This window comes from Bradyrhizobium sp. WSM1253 (genome assembly GCF_000244935.1).
GTDB classification, from domain to species: Bacteria; Pseudomonadota; Alphaproteobacteria; order Rhizobiales; family Xanthobacteraceae; genus Bradyrhizobium; species Bradyrhizobium canariense.
Genome location: NZ_JH600073.1, coordinates 3,746,040 through 3,772,545 on the forward strand (window position 1 = coordinate 3,746,040; position 26,506 = coordinate 3,772,545).

A 26,506-nucleotide genomic window follows, 5' to 3' on the forward strand; every position below is an offset into this window, starting at 1 on the left:
GGCTCCATGATGGAGCCGGGCAAGCGGGTGACGCATCATGGATTTCGATCAGTTGACCCTGACCCAGGCCGCCGCCGACCTCCGCGCCGGCAAGGTGACGAGCACAGCACTCACGACGGAAGCGCTTGCCCGCGCCAAAGCCAATGCCGACCTCAATGCCTTCGTCACCCTGGACCAGGCCGGCGCCCTGAAGGTTGCTGCCGCATTCGACGCGACGGGCGACCGGACAAAACCGCTTGGCGGCGTGCCCATCGTGATCAAGGACAACATCGAGGTTGCCGGGCTGCCCTGTAGCGCGGGCACGCCGGCCCTGAAGGATTACGTTCCCACGGCCGACGCGCCAGTTGCGGCAAAACTGCGGGCCGCAGGCGCGGTCATCATCGGCAAGACCAGCATGCACGAGCTCGCCTTCGGCATCTCCGGCTACAACACCGCATTCAAGACCGCTGCCGAGTTCGGCGTGCGCAACGCCTATGACCGCGCCCTGATCGCCGGCGGCTCTTCCTCCGGGACCGGTACCGCGATCGGCGCGCGCATCGTGGCAGGCGGGCTCGGCACCGACACCGGCGGATCGGTCCGGGTGCCGGCTGCGCTGAATGGATGCGCCTCGCTGCGCCCGACCATCGGACGCTATCCGCAAGCTGGAATTGCGCCGCTCTCGCACACCCGCGACACCGCGGGTCCCATGGCCGCGACCATGGCGGATGTCGCGCTGCTCGACCGCGTCATTGCAGGCGGCGATGCCATCGCGCCGGCCGATCTGAAGCTGGTGCGGATCGGCATCGTAAAGGCGATGCTGAGCAATCTCGACGCCGACACCGACGCCGCATTCGAGGCGGCCGTCACGAAAATGAAGGCGCAGGGCGTCACCGTCATCGAAATCGAGATGCCGCTGCTCGCCGAACTCAACGGCCAAGTGAGCTTTCCCGTCGTGCTGTATGAGGCCTATGACGACATGGTCGCGTATCTCAGACACACCGGTACCGGCCTCAGCATCGCGGCGCTGGCAGCGGAGATATCCAGCGCAGACGTCAAGGGTACCTATGATGGGCTGGTGATCCCGCGCAAACTGCCCGCCCCCGATGGCACGCTGATTGACGCCAAGCCGATCTACGACGCCGCGATCAACACAGCGCGCCCCGCGCTTCAGGCGCTCTACAGCAGGACTTTCGCCGACAACCGGCTCGATGCCATCGCCTTCCCGACCACGCCGCGCGTCGCCATTGCCTCCAATCCCGATTCCAGCAGCCTCGAAAATTTCGGCCTGTTCATCCAGAACACCGATCCAGGCAGCAATGCCGGAATTCCCGGAATCCAGATCCCGATTGCGCTCGGCCCGGTCAGCAAGCTCCCGATCGGGCTCGAGCTGGATGGCCCGTCCGGAAGCGATCGCCGCCTACTTGCGGTCGGGATGGCACTTGAAAAAGTGTTCGGACGGCTGCCGGCGCCGTCCCGATCATGAATAGGGATTGATCAGCTTCTGCTGCTCAGCGCTATGATGCACGAGCATGTCGATGAAGGTCCTGACCTTTGCCGACAGATGATGGCGGTGTGGATAGACGGCATTCATCGACATCTCGACTGGACGATATTCGGGCAAGAGGCGCACGAGCCGACCGGCCTCGAGATCGTCGCGGATCAGAAATCCGGCCATCAGGCAGACGGCAGCGCCTTCCAGCGCCACCTTTCGCAAGGCCTCACCGCTGTTGGTGATGAAGCTGCCGGAGATGCGCACCGATGCCGGCGCGCCCTTGCGATCGAAGAAGCGCCAATCGTCGCCGAACGGATAATTCAAATGGCGCCCGCAATTGTGCGCGGCGAGCTCGTCGAGCTTCTGCACGCGACCGTGCTTGTCGAGATAGTCGTGCGAGCAGCACAGGACGTGGCGCCAGGTGGCCAGGCTGCGGACGATCAGGCTCGAATCCGGCGGCGCGGTCATGCGCAGAGCAACGTCATAACCTTCTTCGATGAGATCGATGTCGGCCTCGCCCATGCGCAGATCGATCTTGAGCTCCGGATAGGTCGACAGGAGCCTCGCCACCACGGGCGCGACGAACGGCACCATATGCGTGGCGACGTGGATCCGTAGCGTGCCGCGCGGCACCGACTGCAATTCGCTCGCGATGTCGTCGGCCTGTTTGATTTCGGCGAGTATCTGGATGCAGCGGTCGTAATAGGCCTTGCCGATGTCGGTGAGGCTGACCTTGCGCGTGGTGCGCTGAAGCAGCCTCACCCCGAGGCGGTCTTCCAACGCCTGGACGTGATTGCTCACCATGGTGGTCGACATGTTGAGCTTGCGGGCTGCTGCAGAGAAGCCGCCGGCCTCGGCCACCCGGCTGAAGACTTCGAGACTTGTCAATCGGTCCATACCGACTGATTATCCGCTCTTGGTCGATAATCGCAAGAAATTCTGTCCGATTATCCATCAGATCGTCTCGCGCGCGGATGGCGGACGGGTTAGCCGCAATCGCTCGACAGAGGCGGCAATCGCTCTGGGGCAGTCGCACCTCCGGCTCGGTAGACCATACGCGAAGGCGGGTCCCCGGACTATCCACTCTCAGCGGATAATCCTTCCGGTATTTCGCCGATTATCGATCGAGCGAAGAAGACCGATAGTCTCAGCCACCAGACAGGAGACTGCCATGTCCGAGATGCCCCGCACCGAAAACTTCCAGCAAGCGACTGAGATACTGCAAGCTTCTCCGCCGGTGCCGGTGCGTGGTCCGACCCGGAATATGGTCCGGCGGGCGGCGTTGGCGCTCGCGTTCCTCGCGGGCACAGCAGCGATTGTCCATTACGGACACGACTACTGGGTCAACGGCCGTTATCTCGAGACAACCGACGACGCCTATGTGAAGGCCGACTCCACGATCGTCGCGCCAAAAGTCTCGGGCTACATCGCCAAGGTGCTGGTCAGCGACAACGAAAAGGTCAAAGCGGGCCAGGTGCTGGCGAAGATCGACGACCGCGACTTCAAGGCGGCGCTCGACCAGGCCCGCGCTGATGTCGCTGCGGCGGAAGCATCGGTGCGCAACCTCGACGCCCAGCTCGAACTCCAGCAGCCGATCATCGAGCAGAGCACGGCCGATGTCGCTGCTGCGGACGCGAATCTGAAATTTGCGCAGGAGGAGCGCGCCCGCTACGACGATTTGATGAAGTCGGGCTCCGGCACGATTCAGCGCGCACAACAGACTGACGCTGCGTTGCGCGCCAGCAATGCACAGCTGCAACATGCCAGGTCGGGCCTCGTGGCCGCGCAACGCAAGGTCGACGTGCTCACCACCCAGCGCGCGCAGGCTACGGCCCAACTCGAACATGCGCGCGCGGTCGCGGAGCAGGCGACGCTGAATCTCTCCTACACCGAGATTACCGCTCCGGTCGACGGCACGGTCGGCGCCCGCTCATTGCGCGTGGGACAGTTCGTGCAGGCCGGCACGCAATTGATGGCGGTAGTGCCGCTCGATGCGGTCTATGTCGTGGCAAATTTCAAGGAGACGCAACTCACCCATGTCCGCTCCGGCCAGCCGGTCGAGCTGCACGTCGACAGCTTCCGCAACCAGACCCTGCGCGGCCATGTCGACAGCCTGTCGCCGGCGAGCGGCCTTGAATTCGCGCTGCTGCCGCCCGACAACGCCACGGGCAATTTCACCAAGATCGTGCAACGGGTGCCGGTGAAGATCGTGCTCGACGACCACAGCCTGACCGGCCTGCTGCGCCCCGGCATGTCCGCGGTGCCGACCGTCGACACCAAACAGGCCGTCATGGCCGAGCGCGAGACGGCAAAGCATCTCGCCGACAACGCGGCCCGTCCTAACGGCGGCTGAAGCCGGGAGGGTCCCGTGGGATTTTCAAATCCTGCCGGATGATCCTTCCTGCGCTTCTCCGATTATCGAAACCAACTGCTTGATCCATCCTGTCTCCGTAACCGAGACGAGGCCTCCATGAGCACGCTCCAAACGACCGTCAACGCCGCCTCCGCCGCCAAAATCCCCGCTTCAGTCGCGGCCCCCATAACGCCTGCCGTGTCGACCAAGACCTGGATTGCCGTGATCGGCGCGACGCTCGGCGCCTTCATGGCGGTGCTGAACATTCAGATCGTCAACGCGTCGCTCGCCGACATCCAGGGCGCGATCGGCGCCGGCATCGACGATGGCGGCTGGATCTCGACCTCTTATCTGATCGCGGAGATCGTGGTGATCCCGCTCTCGGGCTGGCTGGCGCAGGTGTTCTCGATCCGCATCTATCTCCTCACCAACGCGGTCCTCTTCCTGGTCCTATCGGCCGCCTGCGCGTTGGCGCAGGACCTGCCGCAGATGATCGTGCTGCGGGCGGTGCAAGGTTTTACCGGCGGCGTGCTGATTCCGATGGCGTTCACGCTCATCATCACATTGCTGCCGCGCGGAAAGCAGCCGGTCGGCCTCGCGCTGTTCGCGCTGTCGGCGACGTTCGCGCCCGCGATTGGCCCCACCATCGGCGGCTATCTCACCGAGAATTTTGGCTGGCAGTACATCTTCTACGTCAACGTCGTCCCGGGCGGGATCATGGTCGGCATGCTCTGGTACGCCCTCGATGCAAAGCCCATGAAGCTGTCGCTGCTGCGCGACGGCGACTGGGCCGGCATCATCACCATGGCGATCGGACTGTCGGCGCTGCAGACAGTGCTCGAGGAAGGCAACAAGGACGACTGGTTCGGCTCGCCCTTCATCGTCAAGCTGTCCGTCATCGCGGCCGTGGCCCTGATCGCCTTCCTGATCATCGAGCTCACGGTGAAGAAGCCGCTCCTCAACCTGCGTCTGCTGGTCCGCCGCAACTTCGGCTTCGGCATGCTCGCGAACTTCCTGCTGGGGATCGCACTCTACGGCTCGGTGTTCATCCTGCCGCAATATCTGGCCCGCATCCAGGGCTACAATGCCGAGCAGATCGGCATGGTGCTGGCCTGGACCGGCCTGCCGCAACTTCTGCTGATCCCGCTGGTGCCGCGGCTGATGCAGACGCTCGATGCGCGGCTCATCATCGGCGTCGGCTTCGTCCTGTTCGCGGCCTCCAACTTCATGAATATCTATATGACCGGCAACTATGCCGCCGATCAATTGCTCTGGCCCAATGTGGTCCGCGCGATCGGCCAGGCGCTGGTGATGGCGCCGCTGTCCGCGGTGGCCACGGCCGGCATCGAGGCGGAGAATGCGGGCTCGGCGTCCGGCCTGTTCAACATGATGCGCAATCTCGGCGGCGCCGTCGGCATCGCGCTGTTGCAGACCCTGCTGACCAAACGCGAGCAGTATCACTCCAACGTGCTGATGCAGTCGGTCTCGGTATTCGAGCAGTCCACCCGCACGAGACTGGAACAGCTCACGCAATATTTCATCAATCACGGCGTGCTCGACCGTGCGGATGCCGCGCATCGCGCCTATGTCGCGATCGGTCACATCGTCCAGAAGCAGGCTTACATCTTCGCCTTCAGCGACACCTTCTATCTGCTCGGCATGGCGCTGATCGTGGCGCTCGCCGCCGTCCTGTTCTTGAAGAAGCCCGGCCATGCCTCGGCCGGCGGCGCCCACTGACATCAACCCGGCAACCAAGGAGAACGACCATGAAACCCCGCATGAATTTCTACCAGGCCGCACCCGACACGATGAAGGCCCTGATGGGGCTGGAAGAGCAGATCCAGTCGACGGGCCTTGAGAAATCGCTGATCGAGCTCGTCAAGATCCGCGCGTCACAGATCAACGGATGTGCCTTCTGCATCAACATGCACACCGAGGACGCGCGCAAGCGCGGCGAGACCGAGCAGCGCATCTATCTGCTCAACGCCTGGCGCGAATCCCCGCTCTACACCGACCGCGAGCGCGCCGCACTGGCCTGGACCGAGTCGGTGACGCTGATCTCCGAGACGCACGCGCCCGATGACGTCTACGAGCAGGTCCGCGCGCAATTCTCCGATGCGGAGACGGTGAACCTGACCATGCTGATCGGCGCCATCAATGCCTGGAACAGGATCGCAATCGCATTCCGCGCGGTTCACCCGGTGAAGGTGAAGGCGTCGGTGGCCTGAGGTGCTGACGCATGAGGCCAAACTGCCTCCATGCATTCGACTGTCATGCCCCGGCTTGACCGGGGCATCCAGTACGCCGCGGCTTCTCGAGTCAAGCACTCCCGTCACGGCGTACTGGATCGCCCGGTCAAGCCGGGCGATGACGGCGGTGGACGGCTAAACCGCCGTCGCCTTGGCGAACTCCACGTAGATCTCGCGCAACCGCGCGGCAAGCGGGCCGGGCTTGCCGTCGCCGACCTTCTTACCGTCGATCGCAACCACCGGCTGGACGAACAACGACGCCGAAGTGGCAAAGGCTTCCTTGGCGGCGAGCGCCTCGGCGACCGTGAAGGAACGCTCTTCGACGCGGAGCTGGCGCTCTTCCGCCAGCGCCACCACCGCCTTCCGGGTGCAGCCCGGCAGGATCGCGTTGGAGTTCTTGCGGGTCACGATGACGTCGTCCTGGGTGAGGATGAACGCCGAGGACGAACCGCCTTCGGTGACGTAGCCGTCTTCGAGCATCCAGGCTTCGCCCGCGCCGGCCTCGGCCGCGGCCTGCTTTGCCAGCACTTGCGCGAGCAGTGCGACGCTCTTGATGTCGCGCCGCTCCCAGCGGATGTCGGGCACGGTGATCACGTTGATGCCGGTCTTGGCCGAGGCGGCGTTGATGATGTCCTTCTCCGACGTGAACATCACCAGGCTCGACTTGACGTCGCCCTTGGGGAAGGCGAAATCGCGGCCCTTGTCGGCGCCGCGGGTGACCTGGAGATAGACGAGACCGTTCTCGACCTGGTTGCGCGCGATCAGCTCTTTCTGGAGCTCGGTGATACGCTCGACCGTCTCGGGCAGCTTCAGCTGGATCTCGCCGACCGAGCGCTCCAGCCGCGCCAGATGCGAGGCATTGTCGATCAGCTTGCCGTCGAGCACGGCCGAGACCTCATAGATGCCGTCGGCGAACAGGAAGCCGCGATCGAGGACCGAAATTTTGGCGTCCGAGAGCGGGACGAATGAGCCGTTGACATAGGCGATCGGATCCAAGGCAGGTCTCCTGGGGAGGAAGGGATTTGGCGCGCTTATACGTGAAATGGGGGCGGCGATCACCCCTCTATTCGTCATTCCGGGGCATTCGCGCAGCGAATGAGCCCGGAATCCATTTCGCCTCGTACAATGCCGCCCGATGGATTCCGGGCTCGCGACTACGTCGCGCCCCGGAATGACGGCGGAGTTAGTGGGAGAGAATCTTCGACAAGAACTTCTGCGCGCGGTCGCTGCGGGGCTTGCCGAAGAAATCGTCCTTCGGGGCGTCCTCGACGATCTCGCCGCGATCCATGAAGATCACGCGGTTGGCAACCTTGCGGGCAAAGCCCATCTCGTGCGTCACGACCATCATGGTCATGCCCTCATGGGCGAGGTCCACCATGACGTCGAGCACCTCGCTCACCATTTCGGGGTCGAGCGCCGAGGTCGGCTCGTCGAACAGCATGACAATGGGATCCATCGCGAGCGCGCGAGCGATCGCCACCCGCTGCTGCTGGCCACCGGACAGGTTCGCGGGATACTTTTGCGCCTGTTCCTTCAGGCCGACGCGCTCCAGCAGCTGCATGCCTTTCGCCATCGCCTTGTCGCGCGACCGGTCGAGCACCTTCTGCTGTGCGAGGCAGAGATTGTCGATGATCTTCAGATGCGGAAACAGCTCGAAGTGCTGAAACACCATGCCGACACGCGAGCGCAGCTTGGGCAGATTGGTCTTGGGATCGTTGACCTTGGTGCCATCGACGCTGATGTCGCCTTTCTGGAACGGCTCCAGGGCGTTGACGCATTTGATCAGCGTCGACTTACCTGATCCCGACGGGCCGCAGACCACGACCACCTCGCCCTTGGTGACGCTGGTGGTGCAGTCGGTCAGCACCTGGAAGCTCGGGCTGTACCATTTGTCGACGTGGCTGATCTCGATCATGACAGACTCTATCGAATGATGGCGATGCGCGCCTGCAGGCGGCGAACGCCGAAGGACGCAACACAGGAAATGGTGAAGTAGACGATTGCTGCGAACAGATACATTTCGACCAGACGGCCGTCGCGCTGCGCGACCTTGCTTGCCGCACCGAGGAAATCGGTGATCGACAGCACGTAGACCAGGGAGGTGTCCTGGAACAGCACTATGGTCTGCGTGATCAGCACCGGCAGCATGTTACGGAAGGCCTGCGGCAGCACGACGTAGCGCATGGTCTGGGCGTAAGTCAGGCCAAGGGCGTTGGCTGCGGCCGGCTGGCCGCGCGAGATCGACTGGATGCCGGCACGCATGATCTCGGAGAAGTACGCGGCCTCGAACATGATGAAGGTGATGAGCGAGGATGCGAACGCGCCGACGCTGATCGGGCGCGACGCGCCGGTCACCCACTGCCCGATATAGGGCACCAGGAAGTAGAACCAGAAGATCACCAGCACCAGCGGCAGCGATCGCATGAAGTCGACATAGACCCCGGCGATTCGGCCCAGGATCTTGAAGCCAGACAGCCGCATCAGCGCGATGGCCGTGCCAAAGATCAGGCCGCCGAGCGCCGCAAGACCCGTAAGCATCAGCGTGAACGTCATGCCCTCGTAAAACAGATAGGGCAGTGCGCGACGGATGACCTCGAAATCGAAATTGCTGAACATGGTGTTATTTCCCCGTGATGTAGCCGGGGATCGCGACGTAGCGCTCGAGGAAGCGCATTGCGGTCACGACGACGGCGTTGACGAGGAGATAGAGAAGGGTCGCGGCGGTGAAGGCCTCGAACACCTGGAACGAGAATTCCTGCATGGAGCGCGCCTGCCCGGTCAACTCAAGCAAGCCGATGGTGATGGCCACAGCCGTGTTCTTGATGGTGTTGAGGAACTCGGACGTCAGCGGCGGCAGGATGATGCGGAACGCCATCGGCAGCAAAATGTAGCGATAAGCCTGCAAGGTCGTCAGGCCGAGCGCGGTCGCCGCCATCTTCTGGCCGCGCGGGAGCGATCCGATGCCGGCCTGCAACTGCACGGCGACGCGCGCCGACATGAAGAAGCCGATGCCGATCGCCGCCGTCCAGAACGGCGCATTGGGCAGCTGCTTCAGCCAGAGGCCGGCAGATCTCGGCAGCAGTTCCGGCAGCACGAAGAACCACAGGAAGAGCTGCACCAGCAGCGGCATGTTGCGGAAGAATTCGACATAAGCAAAGCCGAACCAGTACGCTCCCTTCGACGGCAGCGTGCGCATCACGCCGACGATCGAGCCCATGATCAGCGCGATGATCCATGCGAGCGCACCCGTCTTGAGGGTCAGCACCAGGCCCGACAACAGCATGTCGAGATAGGTGCCGGTCCCCATCGGGTTGGGCTCGAAGAAAATTCCCCAGTTCCAGTGGTAGTTCACGTGTCCCCCGCGCGAACGCGCCAGTCATGGATGTCCCGGCGCCTATGCAAATGTCCGGCCACCTTGGAGTCAAGATGGCCGGACACGATCCGGATCGAAAGATCGCGGTTATAGCTTACTTATAATCGTCCGGGTTCGGCGAGTCGGTTGGCTTGGCGAACTCGTTCTTCAGCTCGGCCGAGATCGGGGTGTTGAGATTCAGACCCTTCGGCGGGATCTTCTGGGTAAACCACTTGTCGTAGATCTTCTGGCCTTCGCCAGAGGTGTAGAGCGCGGCGGTCGCCGCATCGACCACCTTCTTGAACGGCGCGTCGTCCTTGCGCAGCATGATGCCGTAGGGCTCAGGCTTGGAGAACGCGTCCTTGGAGATGACGTAGTCGTCGGGCGACTTCGAGCCGGCTACGAGGCTCGCGAGCAGGATGTCGTCCATCACGAAGGCGACGGCACGATCGGTCTCGACCATCAGGAAGGATTCGGCGTGGTCCTTGGCCGGGATGATGTTGGCGCCGAGGCCTTTCGCAACATTGGCTTCGGTGAGCTGTTTGATGTTGGTGGTGCCGGCGGTCGAGACCACGGTCTTGCCCTTGAGATCGTCGATCGACTTCAGGCCGCTCGACTTCTTGAAGACGTAGCGGCTGGCGGTCAAATAATGGGTGTTGGTGAAGGCGACCTGCTTCTGGCGCTCGGCGTTGTTGGTGGTCGAACCGCATTCGAGGTCGATGGTGCCGTTCGCCATCAGCGGAATACGGGTCGCCGAAGTCACCGGGTTGAGCTTGACCTCGAGCTTGTCGAGCTTGAGCTCCTTCTTCACGGCGTCGACGATCTTGTAGCAGATGTCCATCGCGAACCCGATGGGCTTCTGGTTGTCGTCGAGATAGGAGAACGGGATCGAGGAGTCGCGGAAGCCGAGCGTAATGGCGCCGGTGTCCTTGATGTTCTTCAGCGTGCCGGTGAGCTCCTCGGCCCCGGCCTGGCTGACAGCGAAGGTCGCGGCGAGCGCGAGGCCGATGCTACGGAAATGTTTCACTTTTTGGTCCCCTTTCAGGATGATGCCGGCGGGATGCAAGCACAAATTGGGTTGGAATAGAATGTGACTTTTGGCTGGATCGCGGCTCCGGTTAACGGCTCAGGCCGGCGGGCGCGTTAGCGGTCTTGTTAGCGCGCTTGGCAATTCCCCGAGATCCCAGAACAGGCCGGCCATCACCGTCAAGGCCTCTTCGGTCAATGGCAGCAGGATGTGCTCATTGGGCGCATGCTGGGAGCAGCCGGGATAGGAGTGCGGCACCCAGATCGTCGGCAGGCCCAATATCTCGGAGAACACGTCGTTGGGCAACGAGCCGCCGAAATTCGGCAGCACCGCCGGCGCTTTGCCGGTGGTCTGGCGCACCGAATCCGCCGCCCATGTGATCCAAGGGCTGTCGAAATCCGTGCGCGAGGCGGCAAAGCTCTGCGCCGCCCGGACCTCGACCATCGGAAAGCCCTTCTGCACCAGGTGCGCGCGAACCGCCTCGATCAGCCCATCGATCTTGGTGCCGACCACGAAACGCAGTTGCAGCACGGCATTGGCGTGGCCGGGAATGGCGTTGGCCGGCTTCTCGATATTGCCCGACGACATCGCCAGCACTTCGAGCGTGTTCCAGGCATAGAGCCGCTCGGCCGCCGAAAGACCCTCCTCGCCCCAGTTCTCGGCTAACGCCGGCTCGTCCTCGGTCGGCACCACCTGCACGTCCGCAAGATAGCTGCGGATCTGGTTGGTGAGGCGCGGCGGCTTCAGCGCGTCCAGCTGAAGGCGGCCGTGGCCGTCGACCAGCGTCGAGATCGCGTTGACCAGAATGGTCGCGGGGTTGGCGAGCACGCCGCCCCAATTGCCGGAGTGATGGCCGCCGTCGCGAAGGTTCACATCGAGATGAATGCGGATGCCGCCACGGCAGCCGAGGAACAGGGTCGGACGGTCGGCGGACAGGCGCGGCCCGTCGGAGGCCATGAACAGATCGGCCTTGAGCGCATCGCGATTGAGATCGCAGACCTTGCCGAGATCCGGCGAGCCGATCTCCTCGCCCATCTCGAGGATGAACTTGGCGTTGAAGCCGAGCTTGCCGCCGCGGGCCTCGCGCACCGCGCGGAGTGCGGCCATGTTGATACTGTGCTGGCCCTTGTTGTCGGCGGTGCCGCGACCGTAAAGACGCGTGCCCGAAACCGTGGTGCGCCAGGGATCGCGGCCATCACGCCACTCGCCTTCCATGCCGTCGACGACGTCGCCATGGCCGTAGATCAGCACGGTCGGCGCCGTCTCGCTCTCGCGGTGTTCGGCGAACAGGAACGGCGCCTTGCCGCTGGGAGATTCGATCATCCGGCTTTCGAAATCGAGCGCGGCGAAAGCGGGCACCATCTCCTGTTCCAGATAGGCGCGCAGCTCGACGCTCCGGTTCGGATTCTGGCTCTCGGTCCGATAGGCGACGCGACGGTCGAGTTCAGCGAGGAACGCGCCGGATTTGAAATCGTCACGGGCGCGGGCGATGGCATCGGCTCTGGTCATTATTTTCTTTTTTAGGTTGCGAGACGAAGGAGCATACCCGATACGGGCAGGCCTCCGAAAGTGGCGGGGACTTCGATAGTCTTGGGATTTCGTTCTTGCTCTCTTGAGATTGGCTTGCCAAGCGCGGCAGCGCCGCTGATTTTGGCCTTGCCAACGTCGCGCTATATGCAAGAACTTCGCCAAGTTCGGGCGCAGCTCTATCATTCGAAGAGTGCCCGGTACAGGGCGCCGGGGGACCATCATGGCCAAGCAGATCAGGCTCAATGCATTTGCGATGAATTGCGTCGCGCACCAGTCACCGGGCCTTTGGACCCATCCGCGCGACCGCACTGCCGAATATACCCGCCTGCCCTACTGGATCGATCTTGCCAAAACGCTGGAGCGCGGCCGTTTCGACGGGCTGTTCCTGGCCGACGTGCTCGGCGTCTATGACGTCTACGGCAACAGTCCTGACGCAGCCTTGCGCAACGCGGCCCAGTCGCCCTCGAACGATCCGCTGCTGCTGCTGTCGGCAATGGCTGCGGTGACGCAGAATCTCGGCTTCGGCGTCACCAGCAATCTCTCCTTCGAGCCGCCCTATCCGTTCGCGCGGCGGATGTCGACGCTCGATCATCTCACCGAGGGACGTATCGGCTGGAATGTCGTCACCGGCTATCTCGACAGCGCCGCGCGCGGCGCCGGCAAGGACAAGCAGATCGGGCACGACGACCGCTACGAGATCGCGGACGAATATATGGAGGTCGTCTACAAGCTCTGGGAAGGGAGCTGGGAAGACGACGCCGTGCTGCGCGACCGCACGCGCGGCATCTTCACCGATCCCTCAAAAGTTCATCGCGTCAACCACGAGGGCGCGAACTGGCGCATCAACAACACCATTCATCTCAGCGAACCGTCGCCGCAGCGCACGCCGGTGCTGTACCAGGCCGGCACCTCGCCGCGCGGACGGAAGTTCGCAGCACAGCACGCCGAATGCGTGTTCATGTCGGGACCGTCGGCCAAGGTGATCGCGCCGCGCGTGTCGGCGATCCGTCAGGAGGCCGCCGCGTTCGGCCGCAATCCGGCGGAAATCCTGATGTTCTCGATGATGACGATCATCCTCGGGCGGACGGAGGCCGAGGCGAACGAAAAATATGCCGACTATCGCCGCCACATCAGCCCGGAGGGCGCGCTGGCGCTGATGTCGGGATGGACCGGAATCGACTTCTCCGGCTACGAGCTCGACCAGCAGGTGCGTCATGTCCAGAACGACGCCGGTCGCAGCGCACTCGATAACGTCACCCGCGCCGATCCCGATCGCGTCTGGACCGTGCGCGACGTCATCGAGCATGTCGGCGTCGGCGGCGCCGGCCCCGTCGTGGTCGGCACGCCGGAGATGGTCGCGGACAAGATCGAGGCGTGGTTCGAGGCGACCGATGTCGACGGTCTCAACGTCGCCTTCGCGATCTCACCTGGCGATTTCGAGGACATCGCCGATATGCTGGTGCCGGAGCTGACGCGCCGTGGGCGGTACAAGGCGGAGTACGCGCCGGGCACACTGCGCGAGAAGCTGTTCGGTGACGGGCGTGCAAGGCTGGGGGCGCCGCATCCGGCGGCGGGGTTCAGGGTGGGGAGGAAGGGGTAGCGTCTTAAGGTACGCTGTCATGCCCCGGCTTGACCGGGGCATCCAGTACGCCGCAGCGTCTCGACTCAATCACCGCCGCCTCTGGAATACTGGATCACCCGCCTTCGCGGGTGATGACGACTGAGAACGTGGCGGGCATCAGCGCCGCAAGTGACGCTGCCTCACACCTTCCCGTCCACCATCACCTCGATCAGTTTCGTCCCCGGCCGGCCAAACGCCGACGCCAGCGTCGCCTTCAACTCGCGGGGATCGCTGACCTTGATCGCCTCGCATCCCAGTGCCTTCGCCACGCCCGCGAAATCCACCGGCGGATCGACAAAATCCATGCCGACGTAATTGTCGTCGCCATGGAAGGCGAGCAGACGCTGCTTGATGATGCGATAGCCGCCATTGTTGGCAATGACCACATTGAGCGGCAGCTTGTGATGCGCTGCCGTCCACAGCGACTGGATTGAATACATCGCGCTGCCGTCGCCGGAGAAGCAGACCACGGGGCGATCGGGATTGGCGATGCTGGCGCCGACGGAGGCCGGCAGGCCCCAGCCAATGCCGCCCGAGGCAAGGCCATGATAGCCAAAGCGGTCGCGGTGCGCACGGAGCGCCGTGATCTGGCGGCTCGAGGTGAGGCCTTCGTCGACGAGGATGGCATTGGCGGGCATGGCCTCCACCATTTGCAGCACCAGCCAGTCCGGATCGATGGGGCTGCGGTCCGCGGCCTTGCCGATCTGCTCGACCAGCGCGGTGCGCCGCGCGGTCCAGTTCTTCGGCGCAAGCTCGGCGAGACGTTGCTTCGCACGTTGCGCCAGGGCAGCGCCGCCCATCTCCTTCAGCACCGGGATCAGCGCGCGCAGCGTTTCCTTCAAATCCGCCTTCAGCGCGATCTCGGCACCGTAATTCTTGGCGATCTCCCAATCGCCGAGGCCGATCTGCACGATGCCAAGGCCCTCCGGCAGCGCATCGACCTCGCTGTAGACCGACATTCGCAAGGGATCGCCGCCGAGCGCGATCAAGAGGTCGTAGGCCGCAAGTGTGTCGCGCGCGACTTTCTGGACACGTGCCAACGTGCCGACGAAGCTCGGGCTCTCCGAGAGGAAGTGCGAGCCATAGGGCGTCGAGGATTGGTAGGCAGCCGCACCGAGCACCTCGGCGAGTTCGGCGGCCTCCTTCAGCGCGTCGCTCTTCACCACCTCGTCCATGGTGACGATCACGGGACGCTCGGCCCTGAGCAGCCGCGCGGCGAACGCGTTTAGTGCCTCATCCGATGGCCTTGTGCGGGCATCAATGCGGGTGGAGCGGCCGAGATCGATCCCGGCCTCGCTGTTGAGGATGTCGCCGGGCAACGAAATGAACACCGGCCCGGTCGGCGGCGTGGTCGCGACTTTGGCGGCGCGGCGCACGATGCGCGGCAGATCCTCGAGGCGCGTCACCTCGACCGCCCATTTCACCAGCGGCTCGGCCATGCGGACCAGCGGTCCGTACAGCACCGGCTCCATCAGGCCGTGGCCCTGCTCCTGCTGACCCGCGGTCAGGATCATCGGCGTGCCCGTGAACTGGGCGTTGTAGAGCGAGCCCATCGCGTTGCCGAGGCCGGGCGCAACATGGACGTTGCAGGCGACGAGCTTTCCGGAGGCGCGGCTGTAGCCATCCGCGATCGCCACCACCAGACTCTCCTGCATCGCCATCACATAGGTGAGATCAGGATGGTCCTTCAGCGCATGCATGATCGGTAGCTCGGTGGTGCCGGGATTGCCGAACAGATGCGTGATGCCCTCGTCCTTGAGCAACGCGAGAAAGGCGGAGCGGCCGGTGATCTTGTTCTTCATGCTTCCTCCAGAGGCGGACGTTGCCGCAAGGACGGGCGCATGATGGCCGAAATCGCGGGAGGCGCGCAAGGAAGCGCAGTCATGGCTGCGTTGCGTGGGCGGGCGCTACATCTCCTCGCGCCCCAGCTCGAACGGATCCTCCCCGCCCGCCCGCTTCTTCTTTTTCGAGCGCTGCCAGACCACACCGGGAAAACCTTTCAACGGCACCAGCGGCTCGCCGGTATAGGCCCATTCCTGCAGCTCTTCGATGGCGATGTGATAGAGCGGCTGGCGGCCGGTGCGTTCCCTGAACAGCGCACGGGGGATGTTGACCATATGCGGCCCGCGCGGGCGCTCGTACGTGATCGGCGTGCCGCAATGCGCGCAGAAGCTGCGCGCGGTCTTCGTTGCCTTGTCCTCGTAGCGGGTCAGCGCCGTCTTGCCTGCGGTGATGCGAAACCGCTTCTTCCAGCTTCCGACATAGGTTGCATAGGCGGCGCCGTGGGCGCGACGGCTGGCGGCGGAGTGATCGTGCCAGGCCCAGCGTGCGGGCACGTCGATCTCGAAGGTGACCTTGCCGCAGAGGCATTGCCCGGTGGCTATACCTGCGGCGGCTGCGGCTTTGGCCATAGCACTTCCCCCATCGCTCGCAATGACGAAATTCGTGGTGTCCGTCGGGGCAACACAATAACTCCGTAGCCCGGATGAGCGAAGCGACATCCGGGAAGACCAGAGCTTGGGTGAAGACCCCGGATATCGCTTCGCTCATCCGGGCTACAGCAGTGTCAGACCGGCGTCAGTTCGTCATACACGGGATAATCCGTATAGCCCTTCTCCTCGCCACCATAGAATGTCGTACGGTTATACGGCGTGAGAGGGTAATCGTGCTGCAGGCGCCGCGGCAGATCGGGGTTGGAGATGAAGATGCGGCCGAAGGCGATGAGGTCGGCGTGGCCATCGGCGATCGCCGCATTCGCGGTTTCGCCGCTGAAGCCACCGGCCGTCATCAGCACGCCGCCGTAGAGCGGCCGGAACAGCAGCATCGCCGAGGGCACGTTCTGCCAATTGACTTCTGCGCGCCCCGAGCCGCTGGAGCGCGGTTCGATGAAATGCAGATAGGCTAGACCGAGCTTGTCAAGCGCCTTGACCACGTGCGTGTAGAGCGGCATCGGATCGGGCTCGCCGGAATCATTGGCAATGCCGTGGGGCGACAGCCGCACGCCGACGCGGCCCGCGCCCCAGACCTCGATCGCGGCCTCGGTCACTTCGAGCAGAAGCCGCGCGCGGTTCTCGATCGAACCGCCATATTGATCGGTGCGCTGGTTGCTGCGTGATTGCAGGAATTGCTCGAGCAGATAGCCGTTGGCGCCGTGGATCTCGACACCGTCGAACCCGGCGGCCAACGCGTTCTTCGCGCCCTGCCTGAACGCCTCGACGATGCCCTTGACCTCGTCCGTGTCCAGCGCGCGCGGCGTCTCGTAGTCGGAGATCTTGCCGTCGGCGGTCATTGCCTTCATGCCTTCGGCCCTGATCGGGATCGCCGAGGCCGAGACCGGCAGCTCCCCGCCGTGGAAGGAGGAATGCGAGACGCGGCCGACATGCCAGAGCTGGAGAAAGATGATGCCGCCCTTGGCGTGCACGGTGTCGACCACCTTGCGCCAGCCCGCGATCTGCGTCTCCGAATAGATGCCAGGCGTCGCCGGATTGCCGCGGCCGTGCGAGAGCACGGGCGAGGCCTCGGCGATGATCAGGCCGCCTTGAGTGGCGCGCTGACCGTAATATTCGGCGTTGAGCGGCCGCGGCGAAAAGCTCTCGCGCTCGGCCCGCATGCGCGTCAATGGCGCCATCGCGACGCGATGCGCGAGCTTGTACGGACCGACCTGCAACGGTTGAAACAACGCCTCGAATTTCATGCTGGTTCCAGAATGGCTAAGGAAGGATGCGCGTCATATAGCGAGGGGCGGCCACCCGAAAAGGCGCCGCCCCCACAAAAGCAGATATTCCCTGCCACGGAATCCGCGAAGAGAACAGGCCTCAGCCCGTCTTGATCCACACCGCCTTCACGTTGAGATATTCCTCGACGTGCTGCTTGCCGGATTCGCGGCCGTAGCCGCTCATCTTGTAGCCGCCGAAGGGGACTGCAGGGTCCATCGCCTGGTAGCAATTCACCCACACCGAGCCGGCGCGCAGGCGCTTCGCAACCGCATGCGCCTTGCTGACGTCCCGTGTCCACAGGCCCGAGCCAAGACCGAACGTGGTGGCGTTGGCGCGCTTGACCAGCTCGTCCATGTCCTTGAATGCGATCGCGGAGATGACGGGTCCAAAGATCTCCTCCTGCGCGATCCGCATATTGTCCTGGACGCCCGCGAACACCGTCGGCGAGACGAAGAAGCCTTTTGAAAGCGCGCCTTCGGTGACGCGGCCACCGCCGGCGAGCGCCTTGGCGCCTTCCTTCTGGCCGATGTCGAGATAGCTGGTGACGCGCTCGAGCTGCTGCTCGGACACCAGCGGTCCGATCTGGGTGTTGGGGTCGAGACCGTTGCCCACTTGCAGCTTCTTGCCGAACTCGGCGACGCGGCCGACGAACTCCTCGTAGATCGACTGCTCGACGAACAGCCGGGTGCCGGCGCTGCAGATTTGCCCCGAATTGGCGAACACCGCCATCGCGGCGCCCGGCACGGCGGCATCGAGATCGGCGTCCGCGAACACGATGTCCGGCGACTTGCCGCCGAGCTCGAGCGAGACACGCTTGAGGTTGCCGGCCGAGGCGCGAATGATCGACTGGCCCGTGACATGCGAGCCGGTGAAGGCAACCTTGTCGACGTCGTGATGTGCGGCAAGCGCCGCGCCCGCGGTCTCGCCAAAGCCAGGCACGACATTGATGACGCCGGGCGGGACGCCCGCTTCCATCGCGAGCTCGGCGATGCGCAGCGACGTCAGCGGCGCTTCTTCGGCGGGCTTGAGCACGACGGTGCAGCCGGTCGCGATCGCCGGGCCGATCTTCCAGATCGTCGCGGTCAGCGGACCATTCCAGGGAATGATGGCGCCGACGACGCCGATCGGCTCCTTCAGTGTGTAGGAGAAGATTTCGCCGGGCAGCGAGTTCTCGATGGTCTCGCCATGGATCGCTGTGGTCTGGCCGGCATAATAGCGCAACATGCCGACGGCGCGCAGACGATAGGCGCGGGTACGGCTGAGCGGCGCGCCCATGTCGAGCGTGTCGAGCTGCGACAATTCGTCGAAATTCTTCTCGACGAGGTCGGCAAGCTTCAGCAGCAGGTTCTGCCGCTCGAACGGCTTGACCTTGCTCCAGGGCCCTTCGAAGGCGCGGCGAGCGGCAGCGACCGCACGGTCGATATCTTCCTTGTCGCCCTCGGCAACGGTTGCGAGCAGTTCGCCGGTCGCGGGGTTATGGGTCTCGAAGCGCTTGCCGGAGGCAGCATCGACCCACTTCCCGTCGATCAGCATCTGCTTGTAGGACCCGTTGGCGAACGGGTGGCGCGTGATTGGAATAGCCTGCGACACAGCCATGGCTGAACTCCCTGTCAATGATTGATTGGTTCGATCTGGGCGGGATCGTTAGGTCGATAGAATACTGCGGTGCCGGACAGGCGTAAAGGAGAGGCGCAAAGTCGGTGCGGAACGAAGACCTCCCATGCCGACTTGTGCAGGGTCGCGCAAGTGTCGTGTTATGTCACGACCGAGCCCCTCCCCCGGAGACCGAACCATGCCGCATCCCGCGATCGTCAAAGACAATGTAGCCGTGATCACCGGCGGTGCGTCCGGCATCGGATTCGCCGCCGCAGCAGCCTTCGCGCGGAACGGCATGAAAGTGTGTATCGCCGATGTGGATCAAACGCGGCTGGCGGACGCCGCAACAAGACTCTCATCCCTGACGTCCGCCACACATGTGATGCCCTTCGCGATCGACGTCAGCAAGGCCGAGAGCGTGGCGGAACTCGAGCGCGCCGTGCGCGAGCGCTTCGGCGGCACCGACATCCTCATGAACAATGCGGGCATCCAGCCCGGCAGCACGTTGTTCGGCGAACCCGACAATTGGCAGCGCATTATCGGCGTCAACATGTGGGGCATCATCACTGGCTCGCGCATCTTCGCGCCCAACATGATCGCGCGCGGCAGGGCGGGGCTCATCATCAACACCGGCTCGAAGCAGGGCATCACCACCCCGCCCGGCGATCCCGCCTACAACGTCTCCAAGGCCGGCGTGAAGGCCTTTACGGAAGCGCTGCAGCACGAGTTGCGGAACACTGCGGGTTGCCGCATCACCGCGCATCTGCTGATTCCCGGCTTCGTCTTCACGGCCCTTACCGCGAAGGGCCGGACAGAGAAGCCGGCCGGCGCCTGGACGGCCGAGCAGACCGTGGATTTCATGTTGGCGCGGCTGGAGGCCGGCGATTTCTACATCCTGTGCCCGGACAACGACGTCCCGCGCGCGCTCGACGAAAAGCGCATGCTGTGGGCCGCCGGTGACATCGTGGAGAACCGCCCGCCGCTGTCACGCTGGCATCCGGACCATGCGGATGCATTCGCGAAGTTCGTGAAGGGGAATTAGGCTGTTTGATCCTCATGGTGAGGAGCGCGGAACGCGCGTCTCGAACGATGCAGGCCCGGTTGGGGCCCTCGACCCTTCGAGACGCCCGCTTCCGGCGGGCTCCTCAGGATGAGGGTTTACACAGGGGGCGCTCTACAGCGTCTCTTGCTGATGCCCGCAATTCTTGCAGGCGAACTTGATGCGGGTCTGGCCCTTTGGCGCCTGCACACGGTTCGGGGCGCCGCATTTAGCGCAGACGGCCTCGATGCGGGTATCACCCTGCTTGACGACGACGGTTTTCTTTTCCATCGATTCGCGGATCAGGCGCTCAGCCTCCTCACGCAGGGATTGTTTCGACAAAGCTCGTCTCCGCCATAAATGCGGGCGAGGCTTATCCCACCTGCGGCAAAATCACAATCCGAAACGGCTGCTCAGACCTCCACAATCACGTAGCTGTCCTCGACATGCACCGGAAAGGTCTCGGCAACATACGGGCCTTTCTGGAGTTCCTCGCCGCGCTCCACAGCGACCGGATATGACCTTATCTTGACGCGCTTCGGATCGAACCACGACTGGCCGTTGCGCATGTCGAACTCCCAGCCGTGCCAGGGACAGCGCAGCATCTCGCCGACGCGCGAGCGCTGATAGATGCCGGGCTCGGGCGAGGTCAGCCGCGCCACGCACGCCGCTTTCTCCAGCGGCGCGCCTTCGTGCGGGCAGCGGTTCAGCAGCGCGAAGAACTCGCCATGGACGTGGAACACGACGATGTCGCGGCCCGCGACATCGACCACCTTGTTGCCACCGGGTGGGATCTCCGAGGTGGACGCGACGATGTGACGGGCCATACCGTGCAGACCTTCTCAGAACTTGTAGACCGCGCGGGCATTGGTGCTGAAGATCTTCTTTCGCTCGGCCTCCGTCAGCGGCGTCTTGAAGGCGAAGCGCGGATCGTCGAAATCCCAGTGCGGATAGTCCGACGAGAACAGGAGACGATCGATGCCAACCCATTCGATCAGAGAGCGCAGGTGGCGGGCTTCGTCAGGCTCGTCGATCGGTTGCGTCGTGAACCAGAAATGCCCGCGGACATATTCCGACGGCTTGCGCTTGAGATGCGGCACCTCGCTGCGGAAGCGCTCGAAATGCTGGTCCATTCGCCACACCGCGGACGGAATCCAACCGAAGCCGCCCTCGATGAAGACAAACTTCAATTTCGGAAAACGCTCCGGCACACCCTCGATCACGAGACTGGCAAGCTGCGCCGCAATGGTGTGCGCGTTGGACTGGTGTTCCTCGACGTAATAGGACGGCCAGCCGCCACCGGTCGGCGCATGCCCGCCATAGCCGCCGACATGGATGCCGAGCGGCAGACCTAGTTCCTGGGCACGCTCGTAGATCGGCCAGTAGCGGCGACGGCCCAGCGGCTCGTTGGCGCGCGGCGAGACGTTGATCTGGACGTATTCGCCGATTTTCGCGCAGCGTTCGATCTCGGCGATGGCGAGATCAACACCGTCCTGCCCGACCAGGATCGAAGCCTTCAGGCGCGGGTCGCGATGCGACCAGAACGCCAGCTGCCAATCGTTGATGGCACGCTGGATTGCGGCGCCGAATTCGAGGTTCTGCTGCGAGAAGATGAAGAGATCGAGCACCTGCAAAATCCCGAACTCAACGTCGAGCGGATCGAGATGCTGCTTCTGCATGAAGGCGAGATCCGAACCGGGCGGCCCGCCCGTCGGCGGCCACGCATCGCGGCGCGCGATCAGCGGCGAAGAGCGCGGATAGGGCGTGGTGAACAGATAGGGCGTGCGCAAATGGCTGCCATATTCCTTCAGATGCTGCTGCCAGCGCTTTGGCAGGAACTCGTTGAGATCGTCGAACGAATGCAGACTCGGATGGACGTCGCAATCGACGATGCGCAGCCGCGAAGCGGCGGGCTTCTCGTCTTCCCGCAGCGGGCGGTCGATGACCTCACTCATGCAAACCTCCAAGGTCAGTTAGCGAGCGACAGCCGCGGAAACGTCTCCAGCGGGTTGTCCACGCACATCTTCGAGATGATGCTGTTCGGCAGGTTCGGCGGGATCGGATCGTCGCCGTCGAACTGCCAATGCGGATAGTCGGACGCGAACAGGAACATCTTCTCAGAACCGATCTGGTCGATGATCTCCTCAACGCTTCTGACGTCACCCGGCGCATCGAACGGCTGCATGGTGACGCGAAAATTGTCGCGAATAATCGCAGCCGGCTCGCGCTCGACCCAGGGCACCTCGACGCGCACCCCGCGCCAGGTCTTGTTGGCTCGCCACATGAAGGCCGGCAGCCAGCTCACGCCGGATTCCATCAGCACGACTTTGAGATTCGGAAACTTGCCGAACACGCCCTCATAGATCAGGCTCAAGATCTGCGCCTGAAATGCCTGTGCCTCGACGAAGTAATATTCGTAGCGGTGCGACGGCCATCCGGCCGAGCTCGGCGCCTGCCGATATTGCGTGCCGGCGTGGATCGCGAGCGGCAGCTTGTACTTTTCCGCGAGCCGATAGACCGGCCAGAAATGCCGCCGTCCCAAGAGCGTCTCGCCCTGCGCCAGCACGAGGATAGAGACGAAGCGGTGATCGCCGGCGCGGCGCTCGATCTCCTCGACCGCCAGATCCGGGTCCTGCATCGGCACCACGATCGAGGCACGCAAGCGCGGATCGCGCGACAGCCACTCAGTGGCGATCCAGTCGTTGATCGCCTTGCAGAAGTCGGCCGCCATGTAGGGGTCGAACACGGCCTGCGCGCCATAGAGCACGTTGATGATCGCGTGACTGGCACCCAACTGCTCGAACGCGCCCTTCTGCACCATCGCGAGATCGGAACCGGGCTTTGTGCCGTTCGCCGGACGCCAGTCGGCGCGGCCGCTTAGCGGCATGCTGGGCGGATAGGAGGTGAGATCGAGCCCGTCGATGGCGCGGCTCACGACCTGCTCTTTCCAGTGATCGCTGAGATAGGGCAGTAGCGTCGTGCGCGTGCCACCAACCGCCGGGTGGATGTCGCAGTCGATCCGCGTCGCTGCCATGAGGTTCCTCGCCGAGATCTTGTAAGCACATCTTATTGGCGGCGTTCTTGTGCGCCGCCTGTGAAGACTGCCCCTGCCCGTGCGGTTGCGCAAGAGCGCACGCCCGCGCGATCGTCATGGCTCTGTTGCATTTCGCAGGCGCGATATGAGGTGTCGCGAACTGCGTTCCGGCGCCGAAGCCGCGGAGCGCATTGCTCCGCTGCTTCCTTGCGGATTGTCTATGCCCGTCAAGCGGCCTTGGAGACTTCCATCAGCAGACGTTCCGCCTTGGCATCCTCGATGCGGTTCACCATCCGGCTGCTTTCGTGATTGTCGCGGATGGTCTTGGTCAGGGTGACGCAGGTCTGGATCAGCATCACAACCCCCATGGTGAGATAGCCCTTCATCCAGAAATCGATCGGCAGGAAGAAGATGCCGATGGCGACGAGGAAGGCGGAGGCTGCAAAGGACACGTAAGTGAAGGTCACCCAGGCGCCGCTGTGGGGCTGGCCATTCTGGTTCATGATGGTCTCCTGTTGGTTCGAATGATGATGGGGATTGGGATCAGACAGTCGGCGTGCGCTTGGACTTCAACCGCGCCAGCACGTCGTCTGCGGTCGTCTTGAGCCGGGGGCCAAAACCCTGCTCGGCGAGTTTTTCGGCGGTGGCGCGCGGGCCGGTGGCCGCGTCGAGCTCGACCAGCGCGTCGTCAGCGGCCTGGGCTTCCATCTGCCGCTCACGAAGACGCCTCAAAGTGCTCTCCGCCTCCGGCAGCGTGGATTCGTAGGGGCGTGCCGCCTCGATGCCGCTGCGGCGAAGCGAGCGCACCGCTTCCGAGGCACGGGCGACGCGGCGGCCGCGGTCGAGCTCGGTGATGCGGGCTTGCGCGCTTGCGACGTGCCGCTTCAGCCGCGCAATCTCGGTTGCGAACAAGGCGCGTGCCGTCAGCGCTGCATCGCGATCGGCCTCCAGGCCTGCGATGACTTCGGCGGCATCGTTGGCGAGATCCTCGCGGCCGCCGTCGAGCGCCGCAACCGCGCGCGTCTCGAGATCGGCGATGCGGGCGACGGTCGCCTCGAGCTTGCGACCTTCTTGCTGGTCCTGCGCGATCGCCAGCGCCAAGGTCCGTTTGCCACGCTCGAGGGCGGCTGCCGCGTCGCGCATCTGTTGATCGAGGATCAGAAGGGCCGTCCGGTCTTCCAGCTCCTCGCCGGCGGCGGCCACGCTGCCGCGGAAAAGTGTCACTACGGTCTTGAACATTGTTGGCTCCCTGTTATGAGCGCTGCTCACGTTTGTTTGTAGCAAGAAACTTGAACTTCGTTCAAGAAATGTTTGAGCAGCGCTCAGAAATTTGATTGCAAATGGCTAAGGCATTGGAACGCAGAGAGAAACTTCGATCCGATCTGATCTTGGCGGCGGAACGAATGATCGCCGAGAAGGGATTGGCGGGCCTGAAAACCCGCGATCTCGCCCGCGAGATCGGCTGCGCCAACGGCGCGGTCTACAATCTCGTCGCCGATGTGGACGAGCTGATCCTGCGCGTGGGCTCGCGCACTTTGCTTCGGCTCGACCAGGCCCTGAGCACGGCGGAAAGCGCGGGCGAGCCGTCGCCGCAGGGGAGGCTGGTCCGCATCGCCCTCGCCTATTGCGATTTCGCCGCGGAAAATCTCGAACTGTGGCGCGCTCTGTTCGAGCACCGCATGGACGCCGACAAGCCCCTTCCTGATTGGTCCATCGACGACCAGATGCAGCTGTTCCGCCACGTCCACGAGCCGCTGGCCGCGCTGTTTCCAAAACGCGGTCGGGAGGAGCTCGGCATCACTGCGCGCAGCCTGTTCTCGGCGGTGCATGGCATGGTGGCGCTGGGGCTGGAGCAGAAGCTGGTCGCGGTACCGCTACCGGCGCTTCGGGCGGAAATCGCGGGCTTGGTGCGCGCGATGATCGACGGGCTGATCGCGCGGGCGGCGTAGAGGCTGAGAGCGCACAGCTCAACTGTCGGCGGCGACTGGCTAAAATTTCACCTGTCACATCCCATGCAGCGCGCTTAGCTTCGCGAGGTCCACTTCCCTCTCCGGAGCATCCAATGCCCCTCCTCATCCGCGGCGGCACCGTCGTCAATCATGATCATTCGCGCCGCGCGGACGTGCTAATCGACGGCGCGACCGTCGTCGCGGTCGGGCAATCGCTCGACGCGCCCACCGGCAGCGAGATCATCGATGCCGGCGGCGCCTACGTCATCCCGGGCGGCATCGATCCGCACACCCATCTCGAAATGCCGTTCATGGGCACTGTCACCGCGGACGATTTCGAATCAGGGACTAAGGCGGCGCTGGCCGGTGGCACCACCATGGTGGTGGATTTCTGTCTGCCCGATCCCGGCCAGTCGATGCTCGCGGCCTATCAGGAGTGGCGGCACAAATCCGAGAAGGCGGCCTCCGACTACGGCTTCCACATGGCCGTAACATCCTGGTCGAAGCAGATCCATGACGAGATGGAGACCGTGGTCAAAACCTACGGCATCAACACCTTCAAGCACTTCATGGCCTACAAGGGCGCGCTGATGGTGAACGACGACGAGCTCTACAACTCGTTCGCCCGCTGCGCCCATCTCGGCGCCATGCCCGTCGTGCATGCGGAGAACGGCGACGTCGTCGCCCTGATGCAGGAGGCGCTGATCGCGCGCGGTGTCACCGGGCCAGAGGGACACGCGTATTCACGGCCACCGGAGGTCGAGGGCGAAGCCACCAACCGCGCCATCATGATCGCCGACATGACGGGGACGCCAGTCTACATCGTACACACGAGCTGCCGCGAAGCGCATGAGGCGATCGCGCGGGCACGCGCAGCTGGCAAGCGCGTCTATGGCGAGCCGCTGATCCAGCACTTGCTGCTGGACGCCGGTGAATATCAGAACAAGGATTGGGATCATTCCGCGCAGCGCGTGATGTCGCCGCCGTTCCGCGACAGGTCGCATCAGGATAGTCTTTGGGCCGGTCTCCAAGCCGGCTCGCTGCAAGTGGTCGCGACCGACCACTGCGCCTTCACTACCGAGCAGAAACGATTCGGGCTCGGCGATTTCAGAAAGATCCCGAACGGCACCGGCGGCCTCGAAGATCGTCTTGCGCTGCTGTGGACAGCGGGCGTTGCAACAGGACGGCTGACCAAGGAAGAGTTCGTCGCGGTGACCTCGGCGAACATCGCCCGCATCCTCAACATCTATCCGCGCAAAGGCGCGGTCGCCGTCGGATCGGACGCGGATGTCGTGGTTTGGGACCCCAAGGCGAGCAGGACCATCAGCGCGAAGCGGCAGATGAGCCGGATCGACTACAACGTGTTCGAGGGCTTTTCCTGCACCGGCGGACCGGCGGCGACGCTGTCGCGCGGCCGAATCGTCTGGAAGGATGGCGATCTGCGCGCCGAGGCCGGTGACGGCCATTATGTCGAGCGCCCGGCGTTCTCGCCGGTGCATGTCGCCAATTCCACTTGGAAAGAGCTGACCGCCCCGCGCGCCGTGCGCCGCGGAGCGGTGACGCCGTAGG

The 26,506-nt window shown here is 63.8% G+C and carries 25 protein-coding genes; 8 read left to right on the top strand and 17 right to left on the bottom strand.

Annotated elements, in window-relative coordinates; translation table 11 throughout:
* Positions 1 to 37: 37 nt before the first annotated feature.
* The gene (gene iaaH / locus BRA1253DRAFT_RS19200) at positions 38 to 1,462 is read left to right on the top strand and encodes an indoleacetamide hydrolase (RefSeq protein WP_007597017.1); all 1,425 of its coding nucleotides are present in this window, start codon (positions 38 to 40) and stop codon (positions 1,460 to 1,462) included.
* Here iaaH and BRA1253DRAFT_RS19205 read toward each other — a convergent pair.
* Positions 1,457 to 2,368 carry a LysR family transcriptional regulator gene (locus BRA1253DRAFT_RS19205; protein ID WP_007597018.1) on the bottom strand — a complete coding sequence of 304 codons (912 nt, stop codon included), beginning with the start codon at positions 2,366 to 2,368 and terminating at the stop codon, positions 1,457 to 1,459. The genes iaaH and BRA1253DRAFT_RS19205 overlap by 6 nt on opposite strands.
* 274 nt (positions 2,369 to 2,642) lie before the next feature.
* Here BRA1253DRAFT_RS19205 and BRA1253DRAFT_RS19210 point away from each other — a divergent pair, with 274 nt between their 5' ends.
* From BRA1253DRAFT_RS19210 to BRA1253DRAFT_RS19220, 3 genes are all read left to right on the top strand, one after another.
* Complete coding sequence (locus tag BRA1253DRAFT_RS19210) at positions 2,643 to 3,824, top strand: HlyD family secretion protein (protein WP_007597019.1); 1,182 nt, start codon at positions 2,643 to 2,645, stop codon at positions 3,822 to 3,824.
* A 117-nt stretch (positions 3,825 to 3,941) separates the two neighbouring features.
* Entirely contained in the window at positions 3,942 to 5,561 is a 1,620-nt protein-coding gene (locus tag BRA1253DRAFT_RS19215; RefSeq protein WP_007597022.1) for an MDR family MFS transporter, read from the top strand.
* A 29-nt stretch (positions 5,562 to 5,590) separates the two neighbouring features.
* Positions 5,591 to 6,052, top strand: a complete 462-nt coding sequence (locus BRA1253DRAFT_RS19220; RefSeq protein ID WP_007597023.1) for a carboxymuconolactone decarboxylase family protein — start codon at positions 5,591 to 5,593, stop codon at positions 6,050 to 6,052.
* 156 nt (positions 6,053 to 6,208) lie between these two features.
* Here BRA1253DRAFT_RS19220 and BRA1253DRAFT_RS19225 read toward each other — a convergent pair whose 3' ends face one another.
* The 6 genes from BRA1253DRAFT_RS19225 to BRA1253DRAFT_RS19250 form a co-directional block, all read right to left on the bottom strand.
* Positions 6,209 to 7,069 carry a D-amino-acid transaminase gene (locus BRA1253DRAFT_RS19225; protein ID WP_007597025.1) on the bottom strand — a complete coding sequence of 287 codons (861 nt, stop codon included), beginning with the start codon at positions 7,067 to 7,069 and terminating at the stop codon, positions 6,209 to 6,211.
* Positions 7,070 to 7,256: 187 nt separating this feature from the next.
* Positions 7,257 to 7,988: an amino acid ABC transporter ATP-binding protein gene (locus BRA1253DRAFT_RS19230; RefSeq protein WP_007597027.1), complete on the bottom strand. Its 732-nt coding sequence runs from the start codon at positions 7,986 to 7,988 to the stop codon at positions 7,257 to 7,259.
* Positions 7,989 to 7,996: 8 nt separating this feature from the next.
* The gene (locus BRA1253DRAFT_RS19235) at positions 7,997 to 8,689 is read right to left on the bottom strand and encodes an amino acid ABC transporter permease (protein WP_007597029.1); all 693 of its coding nucleotides are present in this window, start codon (positions 8,687 to 8,689) and stop codon (positions 7,997 to 7,999) included.
* A 4-nt stretch (positions 8,690 to 8,693) separates the two neighbouring features.
* A complete protein-coding gene (locus tag BRA1253DRAFT_RS19240) occupies positions 8,694 to 9,425 on the bottom strand; it encodes an amino acid ABC transporter permease (protein WP_007597031.1) in 732 nt (243 codons plus the stop codon).
* A gap of 115 nt (positions 9,426 to 9,540) precedes the next feature.
* Positions 9,541 to 10,452, bottom strand: coding sequence for an amino acid ABC transporter substrate-binding protein (locus BRA1253DRAFT_RS19245; RefSeq protein ID WP_035995282.1), 912 nt, complete (start codon positions 10,450 to 10,452; stop codon positions 9,541 to 9,543).
* A gap of 99 nt (positions 10,453 to 10,551) precedes the next feature.
* Positions 10,552 to 11,961, bottom strand: a complete 1,410-nt coding sequence (locus tag BRA1253DRAFT_RS19250) for a M20 family metallopeptidase (RefSeq protein WP_007597034.1) — start codon at positions 11,959 to 11,961, stop codon at positions 10,552 to 10,554.
* A gap of 241 nt (positions 11,962 to 12,202) precedes the next feature.
* Here BRA1253DRAFT_RS19250 and BRA1253DRAFT_RS19255 point away from each other — a divergent pair, with 241 nt between their 5' ends.
* Entirely contained in the window at positions 12,203 to 13,582 is a 1,380-nt protein-coding gene (locus tag BRA1253DRAFT_RS19255) for an LLM class flavin-dependent oxidoreductase (protein ID WP_007597036.1), read from the top strand.
* A 161-nt stretch (positions 13,583 to 13,743) separates the two neighbouring features.
* On the opposite strand, the gene BRA1253DRAFT_RS19260 is transcribed toward BRA1253DRAFT_RS19255, so the two are convergent.
* The 4 genes from BRA1253DRAFT_RS19260 to BRA1253DRAFT_RS19275 all read right to left on the bottom strand — a co-directional run bounded on the left by BRA1253DRAFT_RS19260 (position 13,744) and on the right by BRA1253DRAFT_RS19275 (position 18,915).
* A complete protein-coding gene (locus BRA1253DRAFT_RS19260; RefSeq protein ID WP_007597037.1) occupies positions 13,744 to 15,405 on the bottom strand; it encodes a thiamine pyrophosphate-binding protein in 1,662 nt (553 codons plus the stop codon).
* Between the two features lie 105 nt (positions 15,406 to 15,510).
* Complete coding sequence (locus BRA1253DRAFT_RS19265) at positions 15,511 to 16,014, bottom strand: GFA family protein (protein ID WP_007597039.1); 504 nt, start codon at positions 16,012 to 16,014, stop codon at positions 15,511 to 15,513.
* Between the two features lie 155 nt (positions 16,015 to 16,169).
* Entirely contained in the window at positions 16,170 to 17,297 is a 1,128-nt protein-coding gene (locus tag BRA1253DRAFT_RS19270) for an alkene reductase (RefSeq protein WP_007597041.1), read from the bottom strand.
* A 121-nt stretch (positions 17,298 to 17,418) separates the two neighbouring features.
* On the bottom strand, positions 17,419 to 18,915 hold the full coding sequence (locus BRA1253DRAFT_RS19275; protein WP_007597043.1) for an aldehyde dehydrogenase family protein: 1,497 nt from the start codon (positions 18,913 to 18,915) through the stop codon (positions 17,419 to 17,421).
* Positions 18,916 to 19,111: 196 nt separating this feature from the next.
* Between BRA1253DRAFT_RS19275 and BRA1253DRAFT_RS19280 the strand changes: the two genes are divergently transcribed.
* Positions 19,112 to 19,957, top strand: a complete 846-nt coding sequence (locus BRA1253DRAFT_RS19280) for an SDR family NAD(P)-dependent oxidoreductase (RefSeq protein ID WP_007597044.1) — start codon at positions 19,112 to 19,114, stop codon at positions 19,955 to 19,957.
* A 132-nt stretch (positions 19,958 to 20,089) separates the two neighbouring features.
* On the opposite strand, the gene BRA1253DRAFT_RS19285 is transcribed toward BRA1253DRAFT_RS19280, so the two are convergent.
* The 6 genes from BRA1253DRAFT_RS19285 to BRA1253DRAFT_RS19310 form a co-directional block, all read right to left on the bottom strand.
* The gene (locus tag BRA1253DRAFT_RS19285; protein WP_007597045.1) at positions 20,090 to 20,296 is read right to left on the bottom strand and encodes a zinc ribbon domain-containing protein; all 207 of its coding nucleotides are present in this window, start codon (positions 20,294 to 20,296) and stop codon (positions 20,090 to 20,092) included.
* A gap of 71 nt (positions 20,297 to 20,367) precedes the next feature.
* Positions 20,368 to 20,781, bottom strand: a complete 414-nt coding sequence (locus BRA1253DRAFT_RS19290) for a Rieske (2Fe-2S) protein (RefSeq protein ID WP_007597046.1) — start codon at positions 20,779 to 20,781, stop codon at positions 20,368 to 20,370.
* A gap of 15 nt (positions 20,782 to 20,796) precedes the next feature.
* Entirely contained in the window at positions 20,797 to 21,909 is a 1,113-nt protein-coding gene (locus BRA1253DRAFT_RS19295) for an amidohydrolase family protein (protein WP_007597047.1), read from the bottom strand.
* A gap of 14 nt (positions 21,910 to 21,923) precedes the next feature.
* The gene (locus BRA1253DRAFT_RS19300; RefSeq protein WP_007597048.1) at positions 21,924 to 22,988 is read right to left on the bottom strand and encodes an amidohydrolase family protein; all 1,065 of its coding nucleotides are present in this window, start codon (positions 22,986 to 22,988) and stop codon (positions 21,924 to 21,926) included.
* A gap of 227 nt (positions 22,989 to 23,215) precedes the next feature.
* Complete coding sequence (locus tag BRA1253DRAFT_RS19305; RefSeq protein WP_007597050.1) at positions 23,216 to 23,491, bottom strand: YiaA/YiaB family inner membrane protein; 276 nt, start codon at positions 23,489 to 23,491, stop codon at positions 23,216 to 23,218.
* A gap of 40 nt (positions 23,492 to 23,531) precedes the next feature.
* A complete protein-coding gene (locus BRA1253DRAFT_RS19310) occupies positions 23,532 to 24,227 on the bottom strand; it encodes a PspA/IM30 family protein (protein ID WP_007597052.1) in 696 nt (231 codons plus the stop codon).
* A gap of 101 nt (positions 24,228 to 24,328) precedes the next feature.
* Between BRA1253DRAFT_RS19310 and BRA1253DRAFT_RS19315 the strand changes: the two genes are divergently transcribed.
* Complete coding sequence (locus tag BRA1253DRAFT_RS19315) at positions 24,329 to 24,937, top strand: TetR/AcrR family transcriptional regulator (protein ID WP_007597053.1); 609 nt, start codon at positions 24,329 to 24,331, stop codon at positions 24,935 to 24,937.
* A gap of 113 nt (positions 24,938 to 25,050) precedes the next feature.
* Positions 25,051 to 26,505, top strand: a complete 1,455-nt coding sequence (hydA, locus tag BRA1253DRAFT_RS19320; RefSeq protein WP_007597060.1) for a dihydropyrimidinase — start codon at positions 25,051 to 25,053, stop codon at positions 26,503 to 26,505.
* Position 26,506 lies beyond the last annotated feature (1 nt).